Origin of the sequence: Streptomyces sp. NBC_01341, assembly GCF_035946055.1 — a bacterium.
GTDB lineage: Bacteria > Actinomycetota > Actinomycetes > Streptomycetales > Streptomycetaceae > Streptomyces.
The window spans coordinates 3,903,421-3,922,541 of sequence record NZ_CP108364.1 but is presented as its reverse complement, the minus strand read 5'-3'; the positions used below and the strand labels follow the sequence as shown (position 1 = coordinate 3,922,541).

General features: G+C 71.2%; 21 protein-coding genes. 10 read left to right on the top strand and 11 right to left on the bottom strand.

What is annotated here, in order from left to right; all coding sequences use genetic code 11:
• Positions 1-95 precede the first annotated feature (95 nt).
• Positions 96-461 (top strand): PH domain-containing protein, encoded by a 366-nt coding sequence (locus OG206_RS17340; protein WP_327117023.1) that lies wholly within the window; start codon positions 96-98, stop codon positions 459-461.
• A 14-nt stretch (positions 462-475) separates the two neighbouring features.
• Here the strand turns inward: OG206_RS17340 and OG206_RS17335 are convergent, their stop codons facing one another.
• Positions 476-1,216 carry a peptidoglycan recognition protein family protein gene (locus OG206_RS17335; RefSeq protein ID WP_327117021.1) on the bottom strand — a complete coding sequence of 247 codons (741 nt, stop codon included), beginning with the start codon at positions 1,214-1,216 and terminating at the stop codon, positions 476-478.
• Positions 1,217-1,308: 92 nt separating this feature from the next.
• On the bottom strand, positions 1,309-1,953 hold the full coding sequence (locus OG206_RS17330; RefSeq protein WP_327117019.1) for a ScbR family autoregulator-binding transcription factor: 645 nt from the start codon (positions 1,951-1,953) through the stop codon (positions 1,309-1,311).
• Between the two features lie 105 nt (positions 1,954-2,058).
• On the opposite strand from OG206_RS17330, the gene OG206_RS17325 reads away from it, so the two are divergent.
• Entirely contained in the window at positions 2,059-2,973 is a 915-nt protein-coding gene (locus OG206_RS17325; RefSeq protein ID WP_327117017.1) for a ScbA/BarX family gamma-butyrolactone biosynthesis protein, read from the top strand.
• A gap of 18 nt (positions 2,974-2,991) precedes the next feature.
• Here OG206_RS17325 and OG206_RS17320 read toward each other — a convergent pair whose 3' ends face one another.
• Positions 2,992-3,756, bottom strand: coding sequence for an SDR family NAD(P)-dependent oxidoreductase (locus OG206_RS17320; protein WP_327117015.1), 765 nt, complete (start codon positions 3,754-3,756; stop codon positions 2,992-2,994).
• A gap of 280 nt (positions 3,757-4,036) precedes the next feature.
• Between OG206_RS17320 and OG206_RS17315 the strand changes: the two genes are divergently transcribed.
• Positions 4,037-4,945: a quinone oxidoreductase family protein gene (locus OG206_RS17315; protein ID WP_327117013.1), complete on the top strand. Its 909-nt coding sequence runs from the start codon at positions 4,037-4,039 to the stop codon at positions 4,943-4,945.
• 312 nt (positions 4,946-5,257) lie between these two features.
• On the opposite strand, the gene OG206_RS17310 is transcribed toward OG206_RS17315, so the two are convergent.
• The 4 genes from OG206_RS17310 to OG206_RS17295 all read right to left on the bottom strand — a co-directional run bounded on the left by OG206_RS17310 (position 5,258) and on the right by OG206_RS17295 (position 8,351).
• Positions 5,258-5,566 (bottom strand): SCO5918 family protein, encoded by a 309-nt coding sequence (locus OG206_RS17310; RefSeq protein ID WP_327117011.1) that lies wholly within the window; start codon positions 5,564-5,566, stop codon positions 5,258-5,260.
• 59 nt (positions 5,567-5,625) lie between these two features.
• A complete protein-coding gene (locus OG206_RS17305; RefSeq protein ID WP_327117009.1) occupies positions 5,626-7,197 on the bottom strand; it encodes a DEAD/DEAH box helicase in 1,572 nt (523 codons plus the stop codon).
• Positions 7,198-7,497: 300 nt separating this feature from the next.
• A complete protein-coding gene (locus OG206_RS17300; RefSeq protein ID WP_327117007.1) occupies positions 7,498-7,701 on the bottom strand; it encodes a cold-shock protein in 204 nt (67 codons plus the stop codon).
• A gap of 305 nt (positions 7,702-8,006) precedes the next feature.
• The gene (locus OG206_RS17295) at positions 8,007-8,351 is read right to left on the bottom strand and encodes a MerR family transcriptional regulator (protein WP_327117005.1); all 345 of its coding nucleotides are present in this window, start codon (positions 8,349-8,351) and stop codon (positions 8,007-8,009) included.
• A 463-nt stretch (positions 8,352-8,814) separates the two neighbouring features.
• On the opposite strand from OG206_RS17295, the gene OG206_RS17290 reads away from it, so the two are divergent.
• Positions 8,815-9,030, top strand: coding sequence for a hypothetical protein (locus OG206_RS17290; protein ID WP_327117003.1), 216 nt, complete (start codon positions 8,815-8,817; stop codon positions 9,028-9,030).
• A gap of 56 nt (positions 9,031-9,086) precedes the next feature.
• Here OG206_RS17290 and OG206_RS17285 read toward each other — a convergent pair whose 3' ends face one another.
• The 3 genes from OG206_RS17285 to OG206_RS17275 form a co-directional block, all read right to left on the bottom strand.
• On the bottom strand, positions 9,087-9,545 hold the full coding sequence (locus tag OG206_RS17285; RefSeq protein WP_327117001.1) for a YunG family protein: 459 nt from the start codon (positions 9,543-9,545) through the stop codon (positions 9,087-9,089).
• Between the two features lie 68 nt (positions 9,546-9,613).
• The gene (locus OG206_RS17280; RefSeq protein ID WP_327116999.1) at positions 9,614-11,329 is read right to left on the bottom strand and encodes a SpoIIE family protein phosphatase; all 1,716 of its coding nucleotides are present in this window, start codon (positions 11,327-11,329) and stop codon (positions 9,614-9,616) included.
• Between the two features lie 55 nt (positions 11,330-11,384).
• On the bottom strand, positions 11,385-12,128 hold the full coding sequence (locus tag OG206_RS17275; protein ID WP_327116997.1) for an alpha/beta hydrolase: 744 nt from the start codon (positions 12,126-12,128) through the stop codon (positions 11,385-11,387).
• 160 nt (positions 12,129-12,288) lie between these two features.
• On the opposite strand from OG206_RS17275, the gene OG206_RS17270 reads away from it, so the two are divergent.
• The 6 genes from OG206_RS17270 to OG206_RS17245 all read left to right on the top strand — a co-directional run bounded on the left by OG206_RS17270 (position 12,289) and on the right by OG206_RS17245 (position 17,680).
• Positions 12,289-12,774, top strand: coding sequence for a peroxiredoxin (locus OG206_RS17270; RefSeq protein WP_327116995.1), 486 nt, complete (start codon positions 12,289-12,291; stop codon positions 12,772-12,774).
• A 105-nt stretch (positions 12,775-12,879) separates the two neighbouring features.
• Positions 12,880-13,401, top strand: coding sequence for a hypothetical protein (locus OG206_RS17265; protein WP_327116993.1), 522 nt, complete (start codon positions 12,880-12,882; stop codon positions 13,399-13,401).
• Between the two features lie 83 nt (positions 13,402-13,484).
• Positions 13,485-14,924 carry a flotillin family protein gene (locus tag OG206_RS17260; RefSeq protein WP_327116991.1) on the top strand — a complete coding sequence of 480 codons (1,440 nt, stop codon included), beginning with the start codon at positions 13,485-13,487 and terminating at the stop codon, positions 14,922-14,924.
• 356 nt (positions 14,925-15,280) lie between these two features.
• The gene (locus OG206_RS17255; RefSeq protein ID WP_327116989.1) at positions 15,281-15,751 is read left to right on the top strand and encodes a cation:proton antiporter regulatory subunit; all 471 of its coding nucleotides are present in this window, start codon (positions 15,281-15,283) and stop codon (positions 15,749-15,751) included.
• Between the two features lie 2 nt (positions 15,752-15,753).
• Entirely contained in the window at positions 15,754-17,001 is a 1,248-nt protein-coding gene (locus OG206_RS17250) for a cation:proton antiporter (RefSeq protein WP_327116987.1), read from the top strand.
• Positions 17,002-17,224: 223 nt separating this feature from the next.
• The gene (locus OG206_RS17245) at positions 17,225-17,680 is read left to right on the top strand and encodes a tellurite resistance TerB family protein (RefSeq protein ID WP_327116985.1); all 456 of its coding nucleotides are present in this window, start codon (positions 17,225-17,227) and stop codon (positions 17,678-17,680) included.
• A gap of 95 nt (positions 17,681-17,775) precedes the next feature.
• Here the strand turns inward: OG206_RS17245 and OG206_RS17240 are convergent, their stop codons facing one another.
• Positions 17,776-18,849 carry a PucR family transcriptional regulator gene (locus OG206_RS17240; protein WP_327116983.1) on the bottom strand — a complete coding sequence of 358 codons (1,074 nt, stop codon included), beginning with the start codon at positions 18,847-18,849 and terminating at the stop codon, positions 17,776-17,778.
• Positions 18,850-19,121: the final 272 nt, after the last annotated feature.

Sequence of the window (19,121 nt, the reverse complement as noted above, 5' to 3'; positions counted from 1 at the left end):
TGTACAAGGGCACGAACAGATAAGCCGCCGATATTCTTTTCCTCTGGTTCCGACGCGTTCGGCGTCGGAACTTTCACTCGGGTGGAGGCCCTTCCATGGCACTGTTCGGCAACGCTCACACCGTCGACATCGAGGCGGCACAGAGCGACTACGCGCGGCTTCTGGGGCAGGACGAGCAGGTACACGCCGCGTATCTGCTGATCCGTGACACGATCCTGTTCACCGACCGCAGGCTCGTCCTCATCGACAAGCAGGGGATAACGGGCAAGAAGGTGGAGTACCACTCGATCCCGTACCGGAGCATCTCGCACTTCTCGGTGGAGACGGCCGGGACGTTCGAGCTCGACGCCGAGCTGTCGATCTGGCTCTCGGGCAACGCGACCCCGATCCAGAAGACCTTCACCAAGGGCGTCGACATCTACGAGGTGCAGGCGGTGCTCACCCAGTTCGTCGCCCGGTAACCGGCGGGCCCGGTCTACGACCCCGGCTTCGGTTCCCGAAGCCGGGCCATCTCCGCACGGACAGCTGGTAGTTGACCGTAGAGCGCTTCACCGGGGCAATCCGTCCGATAGGTGTCCCGGTGACCCGAAACGGCATGGAGGTAGACCTCCTCACCGCGGTCGTACAGGCTGTCGTCGTTCGTCGAGACCATCCGCACGTGACCCTGCGGATCGATGCTCCGGCTCAGCTTCCACGCACCGACCTTCGCGATCCCCTCGATGAGGGCCTTCGGCACCGGCACGCCGGGGCCGAAGGTGCCCAGGGCCGCGATGCCCACACTGTGCGCGTTGAATCCGGTGGCGTGGGCACCGCGCACGGAGCGCCCCACACCCCCGGCCCGGCCCTCGTAGATCGTCCCGCAGCGGTCCACGACGAAGTTGTAGCCGATGTCGTCCCAGCCCTCGCCCCGGACGTGCGCCTCCTCCATCGCCCGCAGCATCGCGGGGGCGTCGGCACAGTCGTAGCCGTTGGGGTGCCCGGTGTGGTGGACGAAGACCGCCTTCACCGAGCCGGTGTAGACCGCGTGCTCCTTCACCAGGTCCTCGTCCGCGTGCCACTGCGCCCTCGTGACGATCGCGGGCCGCGGGGCCCCCGCCGGGGCGGCCGGCTTCGCCGTGGTCCGCTCGGGCGCGACGAGCCGCACCGGCGCGTCCCTGAGAACCAGGAAGGCCAGCGGGACGGCCATGGCGCCCACGACTGTTCGGCGAAGCCACATAGGGCCACCATGCGGGCTGACCAGCCACTTCGCAGGAACGCGCACCCGATCGGGTGACGCGCCGCCGCCCGGGCCGCAGCCGCGTGGGGCGGTCAGGAGACGGCGACCGCCCGGCTCTCCTCGATGATGCGTTCCGCGCGGTGCGGGGAGGTGTCCAGCCTGGCCAGTACGCCCGGAACGGCGTTGTTCGGAAGGATCAGCTCGAGCAGTGCGGAGATCTCGGCGACCAGGTCCGGCGGCTCGGCCATCGACTCGGTCACCAGCTGGACGCCCGTCCACGCGCCGACGAAGAGGCGGGAGGTGGCGACGGGGTCCACGTGCGGGAGGAGCTCCCCCCGCTCCTTGGCCTCGCTGAGTATCTCCGTGCCCAGGGCGATCCAGTCGGGCCAGCGGGTACCGAAGAGGCCACGTGCGCGGGGGTCGACCGACAGCCGGATCGAGGCGCTGAGCAGGGGTTCTCTGGGCAGCCGGTAGGCCAGCAGAAGGGCCGTGTCCACCCATTCCTGCAGCTTGAACGTCTGCGGGGTGACCCCGTCGGCGGTCACGGCCTCCTCGAGAACGCCCCGGGCGAGCTCCTCCTTCGATGTGAAGTGGAAGTAGAGCGCGCCGCGCGTGAGGCCGGCCCGATCGAGGATCGAGGCGATGGTGGCAGCGTCGTAACCGTGCTCGTCGAAGACCTCGGCGGCCGCCTCGAGGAAGATTCTGCGCGTGCGGATCGCCCGTTGCTGTCGTGCCAACTCGCGCTCCTCTTGACCTTGCCTGACGACTGTTCAAAAAGTACCGGTGGACCGGTATCATATCAGCGCTGGTACGCCAACTTTGCGCCATGTACGGGGGGAACCGTGCCGGACATACCTGTTGTCCCGTATACGCCGGAGGGTGCAGCGGGGGCCTGGCACGGGGTTTCGAAGGAATACGTGCATCTCGTCCGTGAGGACGGGGTCTTTCTCACCGGCTGGCAGCGTCTGAAGGATGGCGAATTCTCGCTCACCGCGAGATGGCCGGAGCCCCCGGACGGACGTCCCTACGACCCTCGCGTACTCACCCAGACCATCCGCCAGAGCGGTCTCGTCGTCGCGCACGCGTCCTACGGGGTGCCGCTCGCCTGCCAAACACTGCTGCATTACTTCGACTTCACCGTCGCCCCGGGTTTCCGCACCACTCCCGGAGACTCCTCTCCACTCGCTGTCGGGATAACCGTCACCGACCCCAGGAAGAGGGGGCGCAGTGTCAGTTCACTCGGCATGGAGGTCCGCCTCCTCCAGGACGACAGGATGGTGGCTCGGGCGGAATCCGAGTTCGGATGGATATCCCCGGCCGCCTACCGCAGGCTCCGCGGACACCACCTCACCGACGGGTGGAACGAGTGGACGCTGCCCGCGCCGGTCGACCCCCGCACCGTCGGACGGGCCGGCCGCGCCGACGTGGTCCTTGCGCCGGGCGACGGCTCCCATCGTTGGCAGCTGCGCAACGACGCGGACAACGTCCTGCTGTACGACCACCCGGTCGACCATGTGCCGGGGCTCGTCCTGATGGAGGCCGCGAGCCAGGCGGCGCACGCCGCCCTCCACCCGAGGCACTTCGAACCGACCACCGTCACCAGCGCGTTCGAGCAGTACGCCGAGTTCGACCGCCCCTGCTGGGTCGACGCCGAGGTGGTCCCCTCGGCCGCCCCCGGAGAGATTTCGGTCCTGGTCACCGCGACCCAGTCCGGGCAGTCGGTGTTCCGGGGACGGCTGAGCGGTCCCTGCGGCTGACAACCGCCGGGCGGGGACTCACTGGTTGATGAAGCCGCCGTCCACCGGCATGACCGTGCCCGTGAGGAAGGGGCACCGGTCGCTGAGCATCCACGCCACGGCGTTGGCGATCTCCTCGGGCTCGGCCGTACGCCCCTGCGGCGTACGGCTGTTGACCATCTCCTCCAGGCCGGGGTTGCGCCCGAACCAGTCGGCGGTGATCTCGCTGCGGGTGGTGCCGGGCGCAACGGCGTTGACCCTGATGCCCTGTTGTGCGTACTCGTCCGCCGCGGCCCGGGTCAGTCCGACGACCGCGTGCTTGGCGGCTATGTAGGGGGCGGCGGCGGGGATGGCCACCAGGCCGCCGACGCTGCTGTTGTTCACGATGGAACAGCCGCCCGCGTTCGGCAGCATGGCCGCTATCTCGGCGCGCAGGCTGTTCCAGACGCCGCGGACGTTCACGTCCATCACCGCGTCGTAGACGTCATCGCCCATGAGGTGCAGGGGGGTTCGGTCACCGCCGAGGCCGGCGTTGTTGAAGGCCGAGTCCAGGCGCCCGTACGTGTCGACCGCGAAGCCGACGGCCCTGGCCGCGTCCTCGGCGACCGTGACATCACAGACCACGTAGGAGGCTTGTGCACCCTTGTCCTTCAGTTCGTCGACTATCGCGGCCAGTCGGTCCTCCCGGCGCGCGGCCAGGACAACCGTCGCACCTTCCTGGGAGAACACGCGTGCCGCCGCCGCTCCGATACCGCTGCTCGCCCCGGTGATCAGGACGACTCTGCCGTTGAGTAGATCGCTCATGCGCGCAGTCTGGCAGGCCGGCGGGGTCGCGGCCATGCCCTGCGCCGTCCCGCCCCGCCGTCGGCGCGGACCGGCCGCGCATCGCCGGTCCGGCGCGTGCGGCATCCCTGTGAGGCATGTGCCGGCCCCCTGCGGCCCTCGTGCCGTACGGTCGGAACCTGGCGGCATTTCAACCATAAACAAACCGCTTGTCCCGTTTTCTGCGTCCCGCCGGACGGCACTCCGCCACCGGTCACGGGCAACCCGCCACCGCTGACCGGCACCCGCGATAGCGTGCGGCATGCTCGCTATCCAGTTCGACCGCTTCGGCGGCCCCGACGTGCTCAGCCCCGTGGAACTGGCCTCGCCGGTCCCGGGCCCCGGCGAGGTACTCCTCACCGTCGAGGCAGCCGGCGTCAACTTCGCGGACACCCACCAGGCGGACGGCTCCTACCTCGACGCGAGCGCGCTGCCGTTCGTGCCCGGCAGCGAGGTCGTGGGCCGCACACCGGACGGACGGCGGGTGCTGGCCCGCGTGTCGCGCGGATACGCGGAGCAGGTGACCGCCGAGGAGTCCGGGCTGCTGGACATCCCCGAGGACCTCGACGCCGCCGCCGCACTCGCCCTCATGGTCCAGGGACTCACCGCCTGGCACCTGCTCAGGTCCGCCGCACGGATCCGCCCCGGCGAGAGCGTCGTGGTGCACTCCGCGGCCGGCGGGGTCGGCAGCCTGGCCGTCCAGCTGGCCAGGGAGTTCGGGGCGGGCCGGGTACTCGCCCAGGTCTCCGCCCCGGCCAAGGAACGCCTCGTGCTGGGACTGGGCGCCGACGCGGTGACCGGCTACCCGCTCGCGGAGAAGGCGGACATCATCCTGGACGCGGTCGGCGGGGAGCTCTTCGACCGCGCCCTGGGCTCCCTCGCGTCCTTCGGCCGCCTGGTGACGTACGGCAGCGCTGCCCGTACGGGCTTCACCCCGGTCGACCCGGCCCTGCTCGGCCGCCTCAACGCCTCCGTCGTCGGCTTCTGGCTGCGTCCGACGCTGATGCTTCCGGGGATGGTCACCGGGCCGCTCGAAGAGCTCTTCGCCCTGGCCGCCGCGGGCCGGCTGAGGCCCGTGACCGGTGGCAGCTACCCGCTCGCCGAGGCCCGGCGCGCCCACGAGGACCTGCTGGCCCGCAGGACGACGGGCAAGCTGATCCTGACGCCCTGAAAAGACCCCGCCCGGTCTCCGGGAGCCGCGCCGGGGTCCCCGGAGGACCCTCAGCCCGTCACGTGCGTCCGGCCGAGGGCCGTGGCGTACCCCCAGGTCGCCCGCCGGCGGTCGTCGGCCCGGACGCCCCGAGGCGATCAGTGCCACCCGCGGACCCGCTGCGCGAGTGGCCGTGGGTCTCGTCGCCGTGGGCCGTGGCGGCCGGGACTGTGACAAACGTTCCCGCCCCGGCCGGCAGGACGGTCTCCGGAACGCACCGCACCCCCGGCCCGGGGAGGGCGCGGGGGTGCGGACGGGCCGGTTCGGCCGGGCTCAGACGTCGCCGGGGTTGCCGAGCAGGGCCGACGCGTTCTCCAGCGGCGTGAGGGGCACCGCGGGTGCGGGCACCTCAGCGGGGCGGCAGGTGAAGCCGAGGCGCGACAGCGCCCTGGTCACCTCCGCCGCGCTGAAGTCGCGGCGGTCCTGCCGCGTGATGATCTCGCCCACCTGCTTGACCGGGTAGACGCGACGGGCGATGACCACCGCGTCACCGGTGACGGGCTCGGGCTTGACGCCCTTCATCGAGGCCTCGACCTCGTGCTTGAACAGATCGAAGGGGAAGCGGGCGATGACACAGCGCATGGTGCCTCAACAAGGTCGGGGAGAATGCCGGAACGGGTCGGCCGGGCGGCCGTCCGTGACTACGCGGCCTTGTTGGACCGGCGCTGTGCCGCCGCGGCACGCGCCTGCGGCGTAGCCGTGTTGGCGTTGGAACGGCGGCCCTGTCCGGGGCGCGCGCCGCGCCGGCTCCGGGGACCGGAACCGCCGCCCTTGCGCTCCGTCACCGGCGAGGTGATCACGACGGGGACGCCCGAGGGCGCCTGGGCTCCGGTGATGCGGCTGAGCTCGGCCTCGCCCGAGCGGACCTGGGCGATCTGCGGGGTGATGCCGGCGTCGGCCATCAGGCGGGTCATCTCACGGCGCTGGTTGGGCAGCACCAGCGTGACGACGCTGCCCGACTCCCCGGCGCGCGCGGTACGGCCGCCGCGGTGCAGGTAGTCCTTGTGGTCACTCGGCGGGTCGACGTTGACCACGAGGTCCAGGTTGTCGACGTGGATGCCGCGGGCCGCGACGTTCGTGGCGACCAGCACGGTGACGTGACCGGTCTTGAACCGGTCCAGGGTGCGGGTGCGCTGCGGCTGAGACTTGCCGCCGTGCAGCGCGGCGGCACGCACACCGCTGTTCAGCAGGTGGTCGGTGAGCTTGTCCACGGCGTGCTTGGTGTCGAGGAACATGATCACCCGGCCCTCGCGGGCGGCGATCTCGGTCGTCGTCGCGTACTTGTCCGCGCCCTGGACGTAGAGCACGTGGTGCTCCATCGTCGTCACCGCACCGGCCGCCGGGTCCACGGAGTGGACGACCGGGTCGTGCAGGTAGCGGCGGACCAGCAGGTCGACGTTGCGGTCGAGGGTGGCCGAGAACAGCATGCGCTGGCCGTCAGGGCCGACCTGGTCGAGCAGCTCGGTGACCTGGGGCATGAAGCCCATGTCGGCCATCTGGTCGGCCTCGTCGAGGACGGTGATCGCGACCCGGTCGAGCTTGCAGTCGCCGCGCTCGATGAGGTCCTTCAGCCGGCCCGGGGTGGCGACCACGACTTCGGCGCCGCCGCGCAGCGCGCTGGCCTGGCGGCCGATCGACATGCCGCCGACGACCGTCGCCAGCCGGAGCTTGAGGGACCGGGCGTACGGCGTCAGGGCGTCGGTGACCTGCTGGGCCAGCTCACGGGTCGGGACGAGCACCAGGGCCAGCGGCCGGCGGGCGTCGGCGCGGTTGCCGGCGGTCCGGGCGAGCAGGGCCAGACCGAAGGCGAGCGTCTTGCCCGACCCCGTACGTCCACGGCCCAGGACGTCCCGGCCGGCGAGCGAGTTCGGCAGGGTGGCGCCCTGGATGGGGAACGGCACGGACACGCCCTCGGCGGCCAGTGCCGCCAGCAGGGGCTCCGGCATGTCGAGGTCCCCGAAGGTCTCGGCAGCCGGCAGTGCGGGGGTGATGGTCACCGGCAGGGCGAATTCACCCGTGACGGCGGAGGAGCGGCGGCCGTAGCCACCGGAACGCTTCGGCGCGCCGGAGCGGCCCTGGTAGCCGCCGGGGGCGCCCTGCCTGCCGGAACCCGCCGAGCGGAATCCGTTCGCGGTACGGCTGCCGCCCGAGGACCCGCCGGAGCGTGTCCGCGAGAATCGGTCGTCTGTGCGAGATGTGCGATCGCGGTTCAATGCAGAACCTTTCCCTCGAATGGCACGTATCGAGGGATTCTTTCCGGGCGGCTGCAGCCATGTACGGCGCCAAGAATCGCAAGAACGAGCCGATGAAATATCGAATAACGAAGTGCGCCCGCAGGATGAACCAGCTGGAATCGGCACTCCATATGACTGCAGATAACCGGTGTGCAAGATGTGCGCAACACCCGGAATTACCTCGCGGCCGCGACGACGGTGGTCACGGCCGGAAAAACACAACGAGCTGGGGCCCGCACCCCAAGGTGCGGGCCCCAGCTGCGCCGTACGCCCGAGTGATCAGGCGGGGGTGATGTTCTCGGCCTGCGGGCCCTTCTGGCCCTGCGTGACGTCGAAGTTCACCTTCTGGCCTTCCTGCAGCTCACGGAAGCCGGAGGAGGCGATGTTCGAGTAGTGGGCGAAGACGTCCGCGCCGCCACCCTCCTGCTCGATGAAGCCGAAGCCCTTTTCCGAGTTGAACCACTTCACGGTGCCAGTAGCCATGTCATATCTCCTTCGGGGCGTTGCCCGAGGGCCCACACTGTGCGGACCCTACGTCGCCGCAAATGATTGCCCCGTCCGGAAGAGACCGGAAATACAAAAGCGCACCCGCCGGAGTGAAAACGGCGAGAGCACTTGAAGTTTTGGGAACCACAACTGCAACTGAGATCAACAGTAGCACGATTCGGGCACAAGCGAGCTGTACGCCATATCACTGCCGCGGCTTTCCACCGCACACGACATAAACCCTCACCGGTCTTTGCGCGTATTTCTGTGCCCACCGAAACAGATATGTGCGGGTGCGCCGGTCAGGAATCGGCGCCACCGCTGCCGGCAGCGGGCCTCCGCAGCGCCTCGTTGAGGCGCAGGGCCTCCTCGAGCTGGTCCTCCAGGATGACGATGCGGCACGCCGCGTCGATGGGCGTACCGCCGTCGACCAGCTCGCGGGCCCGCGCCGCGATCCTGAGCTGGTAGCGCGAGTAGCGGCGGTGGCCGCCCTCGGAGCGCAGGGGCGTGATCAGCCGGGCCTCACCGATGGCGCGAAGGAAACCCGGGGTCGCGCCGATCATCTCCGCGGCCCTCCCCATGGTGTACGCGGGGTAGTCGTCGTCATCGAGACGGTCCGTTGCCTGGGACGGGGACTCCGGGGGCATCTGTACCTCTTCTGCTGTGCACCGGGCTCTCGATACAGCCTGGCCGCACAGGAAAGCCTAGGCACACGAATAGGTCATGTCTATTGCCGCCGGAGCAGGTTTCCTCCGCTCGTGCGGCACCCGGTGCCGCACGAGCACCCGCGGGGCACGCTCCTGGGGCCTGCGAGCGACCCAATATCGCTGACCGACCGGTCAGTTGTCCGCCGACCCGCAAACGGTCATACTGCACGGGTAGCCCTTCACGCATCCCCCGTCGTGAAGGGCTACTTCACGTGCCCCCACGACGTCGGCGCACCCCGTCCCCGTCGGCGGTGACGCCCCTCCCCCGGTCGTGAACGTGCGCCGTCCCGCGCGTGACGGTCCGCACCGCCGGGACGGGGGGGCGCCCCCGATTGCGGGCCCGCCTCCCACCCGGTTACGTGGACGGGGGGGCCGTGCAGTGATGCCACCGGGAGGCACGCAAATGCGCAGGAAACCCACGAACTCCAAGGCCGGTCTGATCCTCAGCCTGGGCAGCAGCGCGTTCGCCGTCATCCGCTCCGTCAAACAGATCCGCAGGACGCGGGGCGGCCAGGACAGGCTGACGACGGCGAACACCGTGGCGGGGCTGCTGCCCCTGGTCACATCCGCCCTGCTCATCCTGCGCCGGCTGCGCGGACGCTCCCGGCAGCAGGCCTGACCGAGCCCCCCGGGGCCGCGCCACCGCGGCCCCGGCCGAAGCCGGCGGCCCAGCCCTCACGACCGTCCGAAGCGGAAGCGGCCGTCCTTGCCCCGCCGCCCTCGGACCACCGGGGCCGGCACCTCTCCACGTGTCCGCACCCCGAGACGCCCCAGCACCCGGTCGCGCAGCAGCTCGTACTCCGCGCGCAGGCGCACGATCTCGTCCGGCCGCTCGATCACCACGCCGCCGGAGACGATCTCGTGCGCCTCGAACTGCTCCCGGGTCAGGTCGACCTCGACACCCATGCCCAGGCGGTTCCACCAGTGGAAGTCCACGCGCTCGCCGTCCACCCTGACCTCGCCCCGGATCAGCTCGCCCCCCAGGAGGTCGTGCAGCACCAGGGCGGTGACGCCGCACTGGTCCCGCGCGGGATTCGCGGCGTTCCAGCGCGGCCGGTACTCGGGCGTGGTGGTGTCCGCGCCCCAGCTTGCGCGTACGGCGGCCTCGATGTCGGCGATGAGCAGCGGTTCCATGCGGGGGATCCTCGCATCCGCCACCGACAGCGCCCGGCGCGGCGCAGGACGCGGCGGGCGACGGGCGTTCAGTGGCCCCGGCTCCGTGAGACGAGCACGGCGATGTCGTCCTCCGCCGCGTCCGCGAAACGGTCCACGACCTCGTCCAGCAGGTCTTCGAGCCGCCCGCTCACCGGCATCGTGAGCCGGGACAGCCGCTGGATCGAGACGTCGATGTCCTCGCCCCGGCGTTCCACGAGACCGTCGGTGTACATGAACAGCACCGTCCCCGGACCACACGGCATGACCGCGGTCCTGTACCCGCCCATGCCCGTGCCCAGCGGCGGCCCCACGGGCACCCGCGCCACGCGCGCCCGGGGCTCGCCGGGGTCGATGAAGACGGGCGGCGGATGTCCGGCGCTGGCCACTTGGCAGATGCCCCGCCGCCGGTCGACGACCACCACCAGGCAGGTCGCCGCCCGGTCCAGGCCCGACTGCTCGACCGCCTTGTCGAGCCGTTCGAGAATGCGGTGGGGCGGCTGGTCGTCGTCGGCCATGATCCGCAGCATCGAGCGGTAGTTGCTCATGGCGACAGCGGCCTCCACGCCATGGCCCATCACGTCGCCCATCACCTTGAGGTGGCGTCCCCCCTGCAACGGGATGGCGTCGTACCAGTCTCCGCCCACCACCGCGCCGGCCCCCGCGGGCAGGTAGAGGGAGGCGATCTCGATGCCGTGGCCCGGCCCCCGCGGCTCGGACAGCAGGGACCGCTGGAGCTCCCGGGCGACGTGGTGCTCGTGCGTGTAGCGGTACGCGTGGTCGACGTCCACGGCCGCGCGGCCGGCCAGGGTCCTGGCGACGACGACGTCCAGCCCTTCGGTGAAGGGCGGCGAATCCCCGGCACGCAGGAGGCTGAGCGCCCCCAGCGGGCGTCCGCGCGCCGTCAGCGGTACGACGACCGCGGAGTGGAGACCGATGGCCCGGTAGGCGGCGAACCGCTCCGGGGTGAGCAGCGAGCGGATGAGCTGCTCGTCGCCGGCCAGGTCCTCGATGACCGGCTGGTCGGCCGCCAGACACCGGGGCACCGCGGTGCCCTCCTGATACTCGACGTCCTCCCCCGCTCCGCCGAAACGGTCGACCAGGCCGACGAGTTCGGGAACGGCGGCCACGCCGGCCCGCCGCAGCCTCAGCACCCCGGGCGGCGGCTCGCGCCGCGGGTGCCCGTCCTCCACGGGAATCGTCTCGACCACGGCGACGTCGGCCATGACCGGCACCACGAACTCGGCGAGTTCCTGGCAGGTCGCCTCCACGTCGAGCGTCGTACCGATGCTGACGGCTGCGGTGTCCAGAAGTGTCAGATAGCTCCGTGCGCGCTCCAGTTCCTCGTGCTGGGTACTGGTGGCCGTGATCTCCTGCGCGACGGCGACCAGGCCCAGGACGCGCCCGTCCTCTTCGAGGCGGTGGCAGGCGACCCGCCAGTACCTGCGCTGCACGACGGAGTCCGCCCAGGTCCGCCCGCTGGTGGTGAACTCACGGGGTCGTCCGTCGGCCAGCACCTGGCTCATGAGGTCGGTCCGCCCGTCGACCTCGGGGAGGACCTCGGCCAGGGTTCTGCCGAGGTGCGCGGCAGCCGGCACACCGTTCACCTGTTCGAGTGCCGCGTTCACGTAGACGTAGCGGAGCCCGGTGTCGAACACCGCGACCCCGGCCTGGCTGCCGCCGACGAGTCCTGCCAGCGCTGTCGCGTCGAAGGGCGGCGGGTCGGCGTGCGCTTCGGCCTGCAACGGAGCCTCCAGACGGATCATGGCCCGGCGGTTGCGGAGCCGTCGGCCCCCACGGGCGGTCCGGCACCCGGCTCCCTCATCGTCTGCCGCCGCGCGCCGCCCCGCATCTCCGTGAGAGCGTCGCACCGGCGTCGAGCCGGTCCAGCGACAGCGTCCCCTCCGACGCGGCGGCTCCGGGAGGCAGCTCCAGGGCCGCCTCGACCCGCTCCGGTACCGGGGCCATGCCCAGCAGACCGGTCACGAGCAGTCCGGCGAGGTGGTGCCAGGCCGGGGCGCGGCGGATCATCGCGTGGTCGCTGCCGGGGATCGTCACCAGGCAGGTACGGGCGCCCGCGCGGCGGGCCCTCAGCGTGAGGGACTGGGACGCCAGGGGGCTGGTCACCCGGTCCCGGGTGCTGTGCAGCAGGACGACGTCCCGCCCCGCCAGCTGTGTCACCGGGTCGCCCGGCGGGCACCAGGGGGCGAGGCCGACCACCGAGCGGACCAGGGGGTGGCCGGCCGCGTGCAGGGCGGCGCGGGCGCCCATCGAGTGACCGAGGAGGACGACCGGGATGTCACCCGCCTCGCGCCGGAGGTCGTCCAGGACGCGCACCGCGTCGTGCAGGGGGTCCTTCCGGGCGCCGTTCCAGCCCCGGTGCGTGTAGCGCACGCGCTGCACCCGCACCCCGGAGTCACCGCGGACCGCGTGGGACACGGCGCGCGATATCGGCAGCATGCGCAGGCCGGGCAGGTTCAGAGCCCCCGGCGCGGGAGCCGCCAGGCCGGTCTCGTAGCCGCCGTGGAGGATGAGCACCGCTGCCGACGGCGGTCGTTCGGCCACACGCGCCTCCAGATCGGGGTGCGGGGCCGGTGCCCCGCGTTCTCCCTGTATTCGGTGCCGGACGGCCTGCGGATGGGTCGGACGTGTCGCTGCGCGGGAAGTGCCGTTCACTGTACGAGGCATGGACCCCTTCCCGTACGCGAACCGAGGAGGCGCCGACATGGCGTCAGGACCCCGAACCGGCCAGCAGGCACCCGACTTCACCCTCCCGGGCGGTGTGCTCACCGACGACACCTTCACCCGGTCCGACTACTCGCTCTCCGCCGCCCGCGGCCGGGCCGTCGTGCTCGCCTTCTACCCCGGCGACAACACGGCCGTCTGCACGAAGCAGCTCTGCTCCTACTCCTCGGGCCTCGAGACCTTCGAGGGCCTCGACGCGGAGGTCTGGGGAATCAGTCCACAGGGTGTGGACAGTCATGAGCACTTCGCCCGCGGCCACGGGCTGCGCATGCCGCTGCTGGCCGACGAGGCACGGGAGACCGCCCGGGCGTACGGAGTCGCGGCGCCCGGCATCGGCGTACGCCGTTCCGTCTTCCTGATCGGCCCGGACGGGGTGCTGAGGTGGAAGCACGTCGCCCTGCTCGGTGCCACGTTCCAGTCGCTGGACACGCTCGCCGGGCAGCTTTCCGGCATCGCAACTCCCTGAAAACTGCCGGACTCCGGCAGTACCACGGCGGGGTCCGGCATGGGACCATTCAGGCAGTTCGACGGGAACGTTTCGGGGGAACAGCGACACCGGGGGAGTGATCGCGTGACCATTTTTCTCGGTCTCGGCATTGCGGGAATCGCGCTTCTGACCCTGTCCCTGATCTTCGACGGGATCCTCGAAGGGCTCCTCGGTGATGCCCTGGGCGGCCTGCTCAACGGCTTCTTCGACGGCCTGCTCTCGCTGCCCGTCATCGCCGGATTCCTCTCGATGCTCGGCTTCGGCGGTGCGATCGTGCTCGGCACCACGGGTGCCGGGATTCCCGTGGCTCTCGCGGCGGGCGCCGGTGCCGGCCTCGTCGCCGCCTGGCTGACCTGGAAGTTCAGCCAGGCCCTGATGAGGGATCAGACCACCGCCACACCACGGGGCGCCGATCTCATCGGCACCTCGGGATCGGTGGTCACGCCGATCCCCGCCGACGGCTACGGCGAGGTGCTGCTGCGACTCGCGGGCCAGACCGTCAAGTTCTCCGCGAAGAGCGCCGTGCCGGTCGAACGCGGCGCCGAGATCTGGGTGGAGGCCATGCTCTCCACCACCTCGGTCACCGTGCGCCCCGTCGAGCGCTGACACCACCGAGCGAGCCCGCCAGTCCGGAACTCGCACAACCGAACACACTGCCGTCCCGTCGGGACGCAGGGGGGACACCTTTCATGAGTCCAGTAGTGATCGCCATCATCGGCATCGTCGTACTTGTCGTGCTCCTGGCCCTCGCCGTGATCACCCGGTACAAGGTCGCGGGCCCCAGCCAGGCCTTCATCATCACCGGGCGGCGTGGCAAGAAGTCCACCGATCCGGTGACCGGCCGCACCAGCATCGACAACAGCGGCCAGAAGGTCGTCGTGGGCGGCGGGGTCTTCGTCGTGCCGTTCGTCCAGCAGAAGTTCACGCTCGACCTCTCCAGCCGGCACATCCCCGTCGCCGTGCGGGGGGCCGTCACCCTGCGAGGCGTGAAGTCCAACCTCGAAGGCGTCGCGATCGTCAAGGTCGGCGGCAGCGAGGACGCGATCCGGGCCGCGGCCCAGCGCTTCCTCCAGCAGCAGAACGGCATCGTCGGCTTCACCCAGGAGGTGCTGTCCGGCGCGCTGCGGGCCATCGTCGGCCGGATGTCCGTCGAGGACATCATCCGCGACCGTGCCGCGTTCGCGGGACAGGTCGCCGAGGAGGCCGAGGCCAGCCTCTCCGGCCAGGGCCTGATCCTGGACGCCTTCCAGATCCAGGACATCACCACGGAGGGTTCCTACCTGGAGGACCTCGGCCGCCCGGAGGCCGCGCGCGCCAAGCAGGAGGCCGACATCGCCGAGGCCATCGCCCGGCGGGCGTCCGAGCAGGCCCGGCTGAAGGCCGCCGAGGAGATCGCCATCGCCGAGCGGACGTTCTACCTGAAGCAGGCCGAGATCAAGGCCGAGACCGAGGCCGCCGCGGCCAAGGCCAACGCCGCGGGTCCGCTCGCCGAGGCCGCCCGCCAGCAGGAGGTGCTCGCCGAGCAGGAGAAGGTCGCCGAGCGGCAGGCGGCCCTGACCGACCGCGAGCTCGACACCAAGGTCCGCAAGCCCGCCGACGCCGCCCGCTACCGCGCGGAGCAGGAGGCGGAGGCCCGTCGCATCGCCCAGGTCAAGGAGGCCGAGGCCGACGCGGAGCGGTCCCGTCTGACCGGCCAGGGCGAGAAGCTGCACCGCTCGGCACTCGCCGACGCCGTGCGCATCGAGGGCGAGTCCGAGGCCGCCGCCATCGCGGCGAAGGGCGCCGCCGAGGCCGAGGCCATGCAGAAGAAGGCGGACGCCTTCAAACAGTACGGTGACGCGGCCGTCCTGCAGATGCTGGTCGAGGTACTCCCGCAGGTCGTCGCCAAGGCGGCGGAGCCGCTGAGCGCGATCGACAAGATGACCGTCATCTCGACGGACGGCGCCAGTCAGCTGTCCCGCACGGTCACCGACAACGTCGCGCAGGGGATCGAGCTCCTCAACTCCACCACGGGTGTGGACCTGGGCGCGCTGCTGAAGAACCTTCAGGCCAAGACGGCCGGCACCGCCCCGTCGGCCGCGGTCCCCTCCTCCTCGGCCAACGGCGAGAAGATCGAGATCAAGGACTGACACCGTCAGGGCCGGCCGCGGTACCGCCCGGGTACCGCGGCCGGCCCTGACGCGGGCCGCCGCGGTACGGGACGAGAGAGCCCGGCAGATGCCCCCGCCCTCGCCCGTTCGTCGATGCCGCACGCCGGGGTGAGCGTCCCCTCCGCGTACCTGAGCTGCTCGTCGACGGGCAGCCCGGAGTCGAAGCCCTCGAAGCGGCCATGGCGGACGATGACGAGGCCGCACCCACGGCGCCGCCGTGTCCGGGCCCCCCTTCCGCGCCCGACAACCGGAGACCGCCCCCGGTTAGGGTAATGAGCAGCTAAAGAGATGATCAAAAGCGTGCCCTGCCGCCGCGCGCTCCTCGGGAGGAAGCCATGGGAACCCACCGCACATCGCTGCCAGGAGTCGGCGTCCAGTACGACTACACGACGGAGTCTGGGCAGCACATCTCGGTCGTCGTGCATCACGACGGACGCCGGTTCCTCGGGTTCTACGAGCAGGACGACCCCGATTCGTGCGTGCTCTCCGTGCCCCTGACCACGGCCGAGGCCACCGGACTCGCCCACCTCATCGACGCGGCGCCGATCGACGCCGTGCGGACGGAGGGCATCGACCTGGTCACCGAGCACATCCCGCTCGGAACCCGTTCGCCGTACGGCGGGCGGCTGCTCGGGGACACCCGGGCCCGGACGAGGACCGGGGCGTCGATCGTGGCCGTCCTGCGGACGCACAGCGCGCACCCGTCGCCCGGACCGGACTTCCGGCTGGCCATCGGGGACACGCTCGTCGTCGTCGGAACGCGTGAGGGCGTGGACACGCTCTCCGAGATCATTGCGGAGGGCTGACCGTGCACGACACGACCGCACTGCTGGTGGAGCTCGGCTCCGTCATCCTGGGACTCGGCATCATCGGAAGGTTCGCCGGGCGGATAGGACTCTCGCCGATCCCGCTCTACCTGCTCGCCGGACTCGCGTTCGGAGAAGGCGGCCTGCTGCCGCTCGGCGCGAGCGAGGAGTTCACCGCCATCGGGGCGGAGATCGGCGTCATCCTGCTCCTGCTGCTCCTCGGGCTCGAGTACAGCGCCTCGGAACTCGTCACCAGCCTCAAGACGCAGTACCCCTCCGGAGTCGTCGACTTCGTGCTCAACGCGACGCCCGGTGCGATCGCCGGCCTGATGCTCGGGTGGGGCCCCGTCGGCGCGGTCGCGCTGGCCGGGGTCACCTGGATCTCGTCGTCGGGCGTGATCGCCAAGGTGATGACCGACATGGGGCGGCTCGGCAACCGCGAGACGCCCGTCATCCTCGGGGTCCTCGTCATCGAGGACCTCGCCATGGCCGTCTATCTGCCACTGCTCACCGCGATGCTGGCGGGCGTCGGCCTCGCGGGCGGCAGTATCGCGCTGCTGATCGCGCTCGGGACCGTCGGGTTCGTGCTGTACCTCGCGCTGCGCCACGGCAGGCTGATCAGCCGGGCGGTGTCCTCCGACAATCCGGAGATGCTGCTGCTGGTCGTGCTCGGACTCACCGTCCTGGTCGCCGGTGTGGCACAACAGCTCCAGGTGTCGGCGGCGGTCGGAGCGTTCCTGGTCGGCATCGCCCTGTCGGGCGAGGTCGCCGAGGGCGCGCGCAAGCTGCTGACGCCGCTGCGGGACCTGTTCGCCGCCGTCTTCTTCGTGTTCTTCGGCCTGTCGACCGATCCGGCGGAGATCCCGCCCGTGCTGCTCCCGGCGGCGCTGCTGGCGATCGTCACGGTCTTCACGAAGATCGGCACGGGCTGGTACGCGTCCCGGCGGGCGGGGATCGGTCCGCGCGGCCGGTGGCGCGCGGGCGGCACGCTGGTCGCACGCGGGGAGTTCTCGATCGTCATCGCCGGTCTGGCCGTGGCGACGGAGCCGCGGATCGGGCCCATCGCGACGGCGTACGTCCTGATCCTGGTGATCGCCGGGCCGCTCACCGCCCGGTGGACGGAACCGGTCGCGTCCAGGCTGCAGGCGGCGCTGGCCGGCAAGCGGAAGAAGCCGGCCGGGACGCGCGACGAGCCGATGCCGTCGCACGACGACCTGACGCCTGAGCACGCGGGGCGCGACTCCGACTGAGGGCGCCCGGCGGGCCGGCCGAATCGGTCCTGCCCGGCTGTTCACGGCCCCGGGGCGCCCGCCCCGGGGCCGTCGGCGTCGTACGGCGACGGCGAGTGCCCCTCCGGTGGCCGGTTCCCGTCCCGGCAGCCACGGTGCCGCGGACCGCCACCCACGCGACTTCTACACAGTTGTAGAGTTCGACTGGTTCCGCATCACAGGCAACGCTACGTATGGAGACGTCATGGCCCTTTGGGATCGGATCAAGGAATCCGCGTCGACGATGCAGACGCAGCTGGAGGCGAAGAAGAACGACCTCAAGAGCGGGGCGTTCCGGGACGCGAGCATGGCCATGTGCGCCCTCGTGGCGGCGGCCGACGGCTCCATCGACCCGTCCGAGCGGCAGCGCGTCGCCTCGCTGATCGCCGGCAACGACGTGCTGCGGAACTTCCCCGCGGACGACCTGCAGCGCCGGTTCAACGACTACGTGGACAAGCTGACAGCGGACTTCGCCTTCGGCAAGGTCAGCGTCCTCCAGGAGATCGGCAAGGCCAGGAAGAAGCCCGCCGAGGCCCGCGCCGTCATCCAGATCGGCATCGTCATCGGCGGCGCCGACGGTGACTTCGACAAGTCCGAGCAGGCCGTCGTCCGGGAGGCGTGCTTCGCGCTCGACCTGCCGCCGCACGAGTTCGACCTGTAGAACCCCGCCCACGGCGTGCGGCCCGGATTCACGGGCCGTACGCACCAGCACCTCGCACGCTTCGCGGTCCGGGGCCGTAGAGCCGGTGCCGCGCGTCACAGCTCCCTCGCCGGCCAGTCCAGCAGCCGGGCACCGATCACCGCCGTCTGCAGCTTGTAGCGGTGCATCGGGTCGGCGGGATCCGATCCGGTCAACTGGTGTATCCGCTCCAGCCGGTAGGTCAGGGCGCGCACGCTCAGCGAAAGGCGCCGCGCCGTCTCCGCCGCGACACAGCCCGCGTCGAAGTAGACGGACAGCGTCCGCAGCAGCGGTTCCGCACCGCCCCTCGCCTTCCTCAGCGGACCCAGCTCGCTGCGCACGAGATCGGCCATCGCCTGCCGGTCCCGGGTCAGCACCGGATAGACCAACAGGTCACTCGCGTACAGCACCGGGTCGTCGAGGGCCATCCGCTTCGCCAGGTCGAGGACGTCGAGCGCCTCGTCGTAGGAGTGGACGACCCCGCCGGGACCGCGGTGCGGGCGGCCCACCGCGACCTGACCGCCGTCGGTCGCGGCATGCGCCTGCTTCGCGAAGTACCGCAGCACGTCCGGCTGACTGCCGGGGGCTATGCAGACCATGCGCCCGTCCTTCGTGGTGGCCAGGATCTTCCGGCCGCCGAAACGTCCGAGCAGAGCCGCCTCCACCCGGCGCGGCACGGCGTCCGACTCGGTGTACGCCTCCGGGCCCGCGGCCACCGCCACGGCGTGGGCCCGCGAGAGACGAAGCCCGAACCGGGTGGCCCGCTCGGCGAGCCGTCCCAGGTCACTGCGCCCGTACAGCAGGTCGTCGATGAACTCCCGCCGCGCCGCCTCCTCGCGCCGCACGGTAAGTCGCTGCGCCCGCTCGAAGCCCTCCGCGAAGGCATCCACGGCCTGTTCCACGGCGGCCAGCACGGCGTCGGTGGCGACCGGACCGGCCCCCGGGCCGGCGAGCGGCCAGGCCGTGCGGGTCTCCGCGAGATGGAGACGCACCAGGGCGCGCAACTGGTGCCCCGCCTCTGCGGCTTCCCGGCCGAGCGCGCGCCGGTTCTCCAGCTCGTCACGCGTGAGCCGGCGGCCGGTGTCCGCCACCTCGGACAGGATCCGGGTGTAGTCCTCCAGGAACTCCTCGGGGATCTCGGGCTCCGCCACGGCTCTCTCCTCATCACGTCACTCACACGGTTCATCCCACCCAACGCACGCCGGGCGGTGCCGGTGCCCGGCAGGGGGACCCGGCGAAGCCTGCCGGAACACGGCAATGCGCCGGACGGCCCCGGCTGACACGATCGGTTCAGCAACACACGGGGGAAACAACGGGGGATCACGGGGGACCACGGGGGAAGAAACCGGTTGCTGCGGGGCCGCGTGCGGCGTCGCAGCACCGGCGCCCCGACGTCCCGTCCGCCGCCCGGCCCCTGGACCGT

What these genes read in the sequence shown, in the direction of transcription:
- OG206_RS17340 (WP_327117023.1), top strand. Translation starts at nt 96, where the DNA reads ATGGCACTGTTCGGCAACGCTCACACCGTCGACATCGAGGCGGCACAG.
- OG206_RS17335 (WP_327117021.1), bottom strand. Translation starts at nt 1,216, where the DNA reads ATGTGGCTTCGCCGAACAGTCGTGGGCGCCATGGCCGTCCCGCTGGCC.
- OG206_RS17320 (WP_327117015.1), bottom strand. Translation starts at nt 3,756, where the DNA reads ATGAGCGATCTACTCAACGGCAGAGTCGTCCTGATCACCGGGGCGAGC.
- OG206_RS17315 (WP_327117013.1), top strand. Translation starts at nt 4,037, where the DNA reads ATGCTCGCTATCCAGTTCGACCGCTTCGGCGGCCCCGACGTGCTCAGC.
- OG206_RS17310 (WP_327117011.1), bottom strand. Translation starts at nt 5,566, where the DNA reads ATGCGCTGTGTCATCGCCCGCTTCCCCTTCGATCTGTTCAAGCACGAG.
- OG206_RS17300 (WP_327117007.1), bottom strand. Translation starts at nt 7,701, where the DNA reads ATGGCTACTGGCACCGTGAAGTGGTTCAACTCGGAAAAGGGCTTCGGC.
- OG206_RS17295 (WP_327117005.1), bottom strand. Translation starts at nt 8,351, where the DNA reads ATGCCCCCGGAGTCCCCGTCCCAGGCAACGGACCGTCTCGATGACGAC.
- OG206_RS17290 (WP_327117003.1), top strand. Translation starts at nt 8,815, where the DNA reads ATGCGCAGGAAACCCACGAACTCCAAGGCCGGTCTGATCCTCAGCCTG.
- OG206_RS17285 (WP_327117001.1), bottom strand. Translation starts at nt 9,545, where the DNA reads ATGGAACCGCTGCTCATCGCCGACATCGAGGCCGCCGTACGCGCAAGC.
- OG206_RS17280 (WP_327116999.1), bottom strand. Translation starts at nt 11,329, where the DNA reads ATGATCCGTCTGGAGGCTCCGTTGCAGGCCGAAGCGCACGCCGACCCG.
- OG206_RS17270 (WP_327116995.1), top strand. Translation starts at nt 12,289, where the DNA reads ATGGCGTCAGGACCCCGAACCGGCCAGCAGGCACCCGACTTCACCCTC.
- OG206_RS17260 (WP_327116991.1), top strand. Translation starts at nt 13,485, where the DNA reads ATGAGTCCAGTAGTGATCGCCATCATCGGCATCGTCGTACTTGTCGTG.
- OG206_RS17255 (WP_327116989.1), top strand. Translation starts at nt 15,281, where the DNA reads ATGGGAACCCACCGCACATCGCTGCCAGGAGTCGGCGTCCAGTACGAC.
- OG206_RS17245 (WP_327116985.1), top strand. Translation starts at nt 17,225, where the DNA reads ATGGCCCTTTGGGATCGGATCAAGGAATCCGCGTCGACGATGCAGACG.